Source organism: Methanoregula sp., assembly GCF_049510175.1.
Classification (GTDB): domain Archaea; phylum Halobacteriota; class Methanomicrobia; order Methanomicrobiales; family Methanospirillaceae; genus Methanoregula.
In genome coordinates this window covers 1-6,559 of the sequence record NZ_JBEKZF010000016.1, presented here as the reverse complement: position 1 = coordinate 6,559, position 6,559 = coordinate 1, and the positions used below count along the sequence as shown (strand labels likewise).

At 54.2% G+C, this 6,559-nt stretch carries 4 protein-coding genes; 3 read left to right on the top strand and 1 reads right to left on the bottom strand.

Translation table 11 applies throughout. The annotated features are described in order from the left end of the window. Together ABSG49_RS11860 and ABSG49_RS11855 are read left to right on the top strand one after the other, a co-directional pair. Positions 1 to 1,623 (top strand): IPT/TIG domain-containing protein (locus ABSG49_RS11860; RefSeq protein ID WP_424026343.1); only part of this gene is annotated, 1,623 nt, incomplete at its 5' end. Between the two features lie 119 nt (positions 1,624 to 1,742). Beyond that, positions 1,743 to 1,973: a pyridoxamine 5'-phosphate oxidase family protein gene (locus tag ABSG49_RS11855; RefSeq protein WP_424026342.1), complete on the top strand. Its 231-nt coding sequence runs from the start codon at positions 1,743 to 1,745 to the stop codon at positions 1,971 to 1,973. 287 nt (positions 1,974 to 2,260) lie between these two features. On the opposite strand, the gene ABSG49_RS11850 is transcribed toward ABSG49_RS11855, so the two are convergent. Continuing rightward, positions 2,261 to 2,506: a hypothetical protein gene (locus ABSG49_RS11850; RefSeq protein ID WP_424026341.1), complete on the bottom strand. Its 246-nt coding sequence runs from the start codon at positions 2,504 to 2,506 to the stop codon at positions 2,261 to 2,263. Between the two features lie 686 nt (positions 2,507 to 3,192). Between ABSG49_RS11850 and ABSG49_RS11845 the strand changes: the two genes are divergently transcribed. After that, a partial coding sequence (locus ABSG49_RS11845; RefSeq protein WP_424026340.1) for a DUF3821 domain-containing protein occupies positions 3,193 to 6,559 on the top strand: 3,367 nt, incomplete at its 3' end.

Below are 6,559 nucleotides of genomic sequence, written 5' to 3'. Positions count from 1 at the left end.
AACGTGATGAGCGTGACGTCAACCGCCATCATGGCCCGGGTCTTCTTCCCGGACGATGCACCGGTCGGATCAAACAGCTGGATCGTCAACGTCACCACGGTCGACGGCGGCACCAGCACCACGAACAACCCGTTCACGCTCCTGAAACCCGTGCCGACGATCACCGGCAGCATTGCGCCCGCTACCGGCGTGCGGACGGACCTCATCACGTTCACGCTCGGCGGTACCAACTTCCAGCCCGGCCCGGGTAACACCACGGTCACGCTCTTCAATACGACGTATGGCGGGGTCATCACAGCCCAACTGAGCAGTGTCACACCGACCGCGATCACCGGGAACTTCACGATACCTGCCGATGCAGCCTTCGGGAAATGGTTCGTCAACGTCACCACGGTCGACGGCGGTACCAGCACCTCGCTGGTCCCGTTCACGGTCACGCAGCAGCTGAAACCGGCAATCACGTCGATTACACCAGCAACCGGGTTCCGGAACCGGACCCTGACGGTCTCGCTGGCCGGTTCCAACTTCCAGGTCGGCACCGGCTCGAACGTCTCGTTCTTTAACCAGACGTATTTCACGACCAACGCAACCCTTATCTACGCGAATGTCACGAGCGTGACGTCAACCGCCATCATGGCCCGGGTTCTCTTCCCGGATGATGCCCCGGTCGGCCTGAACAGCTGGCTCGTCAATGTCACCACGGTCGACGGCGGCACCAGCACCTCGCCGGTCACGTTCACACTCCTGAAACCGGTGCCGACCATCAGTTCCATGACACCTCTCACTGGCGCCAGGACCGGCCTTGTCACGTTCACGCTCGGCGGCACCAACTTCCAGCCGGGCATTGGCAACACTACGGTCACGCTCTATAACCAGACCTATTTCAATGCTCATAACGACAACGTGACCGCCCAGCTGACCAGCGTGACGCCAACGACCATCACCGGGAACTTTACGGTTCCACCGGATTCCCCGTTCGGAAAAATATGGACGGTCAACGTAACGACCCTCGATGGCGGCACCAGCACCTCGCGTATCCTCTTTACCGAGATCCGGCAAGCCCCGACCATCCGTCCCATCACACCAAATACTGGTTATCATAATGACACCGTTTCCTTCACGATCACCGGCACGAACTTCCAGCCCGGACTGACAACGGTCAGACTAAGCCACCGGACCTATGGCGAACTGGAAAGTACACTCTATTCCGTCTCGTCCACCCAGATCATCGGAGGTATCCAGATACCTCCCGCTGCACCTGCCGATACGACATGGAAATTCAACGTGTCCACCGCTGACGGCGGTGTTGTCCAGTCGCCATTCGAGGTCAAAAACGTACCGCCGCCAGGAATTACTTCATTCATCCCGGCAACGTTGTACAGGGATACAACCGTTGCCTTTACCCTGCAGGGCACCTCCTTCCAGACCGGTGGACGCACGGTGGTGAATCTCACCAACACCACCGGATATAATATCACCACCACACTCTCGGGGGTCTACCCGACAACCATCACCGGCACCGTAGCACTTCCGGCAGATGCCGTTGCGGGTTCCTGGAAGGTGAACGTGACAACACTTGACGGAGGAATGAATACGAAGATCACTGCTGTTTCCATCCTCTGAACCTTTTTTAAAAAGCGGAAAATTATATCCTGTGCTGTAGAGCCCGCATAAGCTGCCATAATTCTCCCGGTTCCCCCAATCCTGACGTTTAATACAATCATGGGAGAGAATGTCCCCGCATGGCACTCATGGATCAGATCATGGAAATGATCGGAGGCCCGCATCCTGCAGCCGTCGCCACGCTGGACGGGAAGCTGCCGGCCGTCCGGTTCATGGTGCTTTCCGGCTTTCCCGACATGACCTTTGTCGGGGCGACGATGAAGTCCTCGAAGAAGGTCGGGCAGCTGAAGAGGAACCCTGAAACGGCCCTCACTATTCGGCCGCCGTTTGACCTGAGAGGGGCCTTATAGTGCCCGGAAAAAACACGTAACAGCACCGTATAGATAGGGAAAAATCCGGGGAGCACCTTATCCATGGCACTGAGTACCGCAAGCCCGTCGGGAAATAACGCACGTGGGGGTTTCCGGCGAACATAGTGTGTTGGACATTTTCGGCCAGATCCTGCAGGAAGATTCGCAATCGATCCGGCCGATCGCATGTGAAATTTTTTAAACGAACCATTCTGATCGCGATCAGAATTTTTCCATCGCGACTATCGATCGCGCTTATGTTTCCGCGTGGATGCTGCCCTTTCCGGTTATAACGACACCGAAGGTTTTTCTGTCATCCGGGACGACCGGAGCTCCCGGACTACCAGGTAGATCACGTCAACAAGATAGCCGAACATCGGCAGGATCGCAAGAATCGCCCAGATCGGTGCAAGCATTTTCTGTTCTTTTGCGTCCCGGTAGATGAGATAAGCAATGAGCAGTTGTACTATCCAGAAGACAAACATCAGGGCCAGCCCTGCGAACGAGTGCGCATGATACAGAGGAGGTGTCATTGTACGCTATACGTTACATCACGTTATATGCTTTCACGTGCTGACAGTAGACCTGATCAATTTTTTTTGAGAAAAATTCCTCCCCACCAACCATCAATTTATCATAACTTCAAACCACAATGAATATTAACCCCATATCTTCATCTATTTCACGAGGGGTAAAAAGGGGGTCATACATGAAATTCAAGCGTTCCTTATCCTCGGTTACCAGACCAATCCTTTTGTTCCTTGTTCTTACATTATTCATTGGCATTGTAGTGGTAGCAGTAACGCATGATCAGCATACTAGTGGAACCACCATAACGACCCCGGCAGTAACTACACCACCACCGGATCTGGCGACAACGCCTCAGCTAACCCCGACAGATACCCCCGCTGTTATTCCAGCCCAAGGTACTCCGGAAATAATTACCCCGCTCGCTTCAGGGGCTTCCACGGCTCAGGATACAGATTCAGCAACGGTTCTTACCAAGGCACCGGTGAATCCGGAATTCCTTGAGTACCAGAACCGCATGAAACAATCCGCAACGCCGACGGCTGCCACAGTAATAAGTACCGCCTCCGGCAGTGAATCCACCTCCCATGTTTCAGTCGATGGTGTGATACCATCGCCCGTTGATCTCACGCATAACCAGGGACAGCATATAGAATTATATTCAGGATCGTATTCAGGATCGTATTCAGAATTGAGTTCTGGATCAGGCTCAGGATCGGTCACGGGATCGGGTTCAGGTTTCCCGATCGAGGGTGACAGCTACAACGGCACATACAACCTTCATACATTGGGGAAAGTATCTTCGGTAAAAGATCAGGGAGGTGCCGGTGACTGCTGGGCATTTGCCGCGGTTGCCTCTCTTGAATCGTATTTCCTGACCACTGAATCCTGGGACTTCTCCGAGGATAATATGAAAAATACCCTTTCCCGCAACTACACCGACGGTTTTGACAGGATTGCAAGTGATGGGGGGAACGAAGAGATGGCGACCGCATATTTCTCCCGGTGGAGCGGCCCGGTCCGGGAATCCGATGACCCCTATAATGATACATCCGTCTCTTCTCCCGGCGGACTCTCTCCGGTGAAACATGTCCAGGACGTGTATTTCCTGCCGGCACGATCAGGCGCGACGGATAATGACAATATAAAATATGCCCTGACGCACTATGGTGCAGTCGCAGCCTCAATTCAGGACCCGAATAATTATACCTATTACAATCAAGTGACTCATTCGTTCTATAATAATAACCGTATTTCAACCGTGCATGAAATTGCCCTGGTGGGATGGGATGATTCGTACAGCCATGCAAACTTTGTATCCCAACCTCCGGGGGATGGGGCATTTATCGCAAAGAATTCCTGGGGAACCGTATGGGGGGCGAGCGGGTACTTCTATATTTCATATTATGATCTGACCGTCGGGAACGACTGCGTGGCTTTCACCGGTGAACCGGTGTCGAACTATGACCGTGTCTATAGTTATGACCCGCTTGGCTGGACGGGCAATGTTGGGTATAGTTCCACGACTGCCTGGTTCGCCAATGTTTTCTCCGCCCAATCGGACGAGACATTCAAGGCAGCCGGGTTCTACGCCCCCACCAGCAATACCACTTATACCGTGCGCATATACCGCAACCCCAACAGCGGACCGGTTAATACCGGGGGGTATGCCGCAACCACCTCCGGAACGCTCGCGTCACCAGGATATCACACAGTAACCGTACCGGATGTGGCTCTGACAGCAGGACAAAGATATTCGATTGTCGTCAACGTAACAACGCCCGGTTATACCACGCCTATCTCCATTGAAGAGCCCGTAACCGGTTATTCCAGTCATGCAACTGCCCATGCAGGTGAAAGTTATGTCAGCAGTAATGGCGCACCCGCAACCTGGACCGATCTGACCACCAGTTATCCCAATTCCAGTGTCTGCCTGAAAGGGTATACCAAACTTGCCCCTGCTGCAGGGACTGTCATCAACCAGTCCGCCTCCATTTTTATCGGTGAACAGGGGCTGGATGTCACCCACGCCCTGAACCAGGCGCAGGGCAGTCCAGACATAAATGCAGTCCCTTCCCTCACCATTATCGGCTGGTGGGCATCTGCCGGACAGATCAACTCAACGGGGCCAGGCAAGGTGATCAACCTGAGCACGCGACACCAATCGCTGACCGTTGCACCATCGGATTTTGTCGGGCGCACCGGCAACTGGTATCTCCTTGCAGCTGACAATGTAACCCCGGCGAGTTATACCCCGGTATTCACTGTTTCAGATCCAGCTCTTGACGTCAAAGTCTGGGATTTCAACACTTCAGCGGATGTTTCCGGAACTGCAGTGCCTTACGGCACCGCACTTGGATTCCGTATCGATACAAACATGTACGGGGCAGTCGATTCACAGTACCGCAGCCCGATCAATTCAACCACCGATGGTTACATTGACATCACCGTGATAAACCCGTCAAACGCGACGCTTGGCAAGCTCTATACCAGCGACCCGGGCACCGGCGGAACGGGCCCCCTGGTCTCCCTCAATAAGAGCTTTGTAGATATCCAACCCTATTACTGGGGAACGGCGATCTATCCATGGAAGACCGATGCACGTGTCAATGGCACCTATGTCTATCCTGAAGGCAGCTACACGGTTTCGGCGTTGTCCCTCCTCAACCATATGAAGGATAATTACAAGAATGCGAGTGCAGATTTTACCGGAAAGACCGTCTCCCCGCAAAGGACCATTACCCTCGTTATGAACGTTGCCAACTTTACGGCAAATACCACGTCCGGAATCGAACCTGTGACTGTCCAGTTCACGGATACATCAACGGGTTTGATCACCGCGTGGAACTGGAATTTCGGCGACAATGGATCTTCTGAACTCCAGAACCCCGTTCACACGTACACTTCTTACGGCAATTATACGGTATCCCTGAACACATCGGATTCAATCAGTTTCAATCTCACAACAAAACCGAGTTATATCAACATAGATCCTATGCCGTCGACGGTACCGAAACGGGTGATTCCGCCTGCAGGAACGGTATATATCGGGGAGGCAGCCCTCAATATCACCCAAGCTGTCGGCACGAACACCACGATCGCGTGGTTCGCGCCCGGTGCACTTGATTCTTCCACCGTTCCGAACTGGACCATCGATGTGTCGGGACACGAACATGCATTTACCATAGACCCTGTCAATTTCGTCGGGCGTAATGGCACGTGGTACAGCTGGACTGGCGGCAGCACGCTCGGCGGGTCACCGATCGCATTCAATGTCGCTGATCCGGAGATTGACCTGACGGTTACCGATGTGACAACGGGACTGAATGCGGATGGCAGGACGATACCGGTCGGTGATGAGATCGCGTTCCGGATCAACAGCGATCTGGCCAATGTAACCGAACGCGGGATACCCGGCGCCCCGTTACGGATTGTGGTCCAGGGGCCTGATGGCACAACCTACACCTCCCTGACGAGCCGGTCCGGAACGGTTACCCCGCTGCTTGTCCTTGAAAACGGGACCGGATATTCTACCGGCCCGATCTGGAACACCGAAAACGGCCTTTACCCGGTGGGCAGGTACAACATTACAGCGATATCTGACTTCAACCAGATGCCGGAGACCTATCCGGTTATCGGAAAGACCATCGCCCAGTACCTGACGGTGAACCTGTCTTCGTCGCCGGTATCAATCCCGCTTCCTCCAAATCCCACCAACGTCTCACCCGGATCAGGATACCTGAATAACACCTATTATTTCAGTATCACCGGCACGGATTTCCAGCCGGGACCCGGCAACACCACCGTGCAGTTCCGGAACCAGACCGATATTCTTGTCCCGACGCTCACGAATGTCACGGCTACCCGTATTGACGGGACGCTCGTGATCCCGGAGGATGCAACCGTCGGACCCTGGAATATCCGGGTTGTCACGGACGGAGGAGAGAATACGCTGGTCGGCAAGTTTGCCATCATACAGCTGATGAAACCGACGATTACCGGCAGCATCACGCCCCTTACCGGTGTGCGGACAGACCTCGTCAGGTTCACGCTCGGAG

Bases quoted from the DNA above. Each gene is read 5' to 3' on its own strand.
- ABSG49_RS11850 (WP_424026341.1), bottom strand. From the start codon at position 2,506: ATGACACCTCCTCTGTATCATGCGCACTCGTTCGCAGGGCTGGCCCTG.
- ABSG49_RS11855 (WP_424026342.1), top strand. From the start codon at position 1,743: ATGGCACTCATGGATCAGATCATGGAAATGATCGGAGGCCCGCATCCT.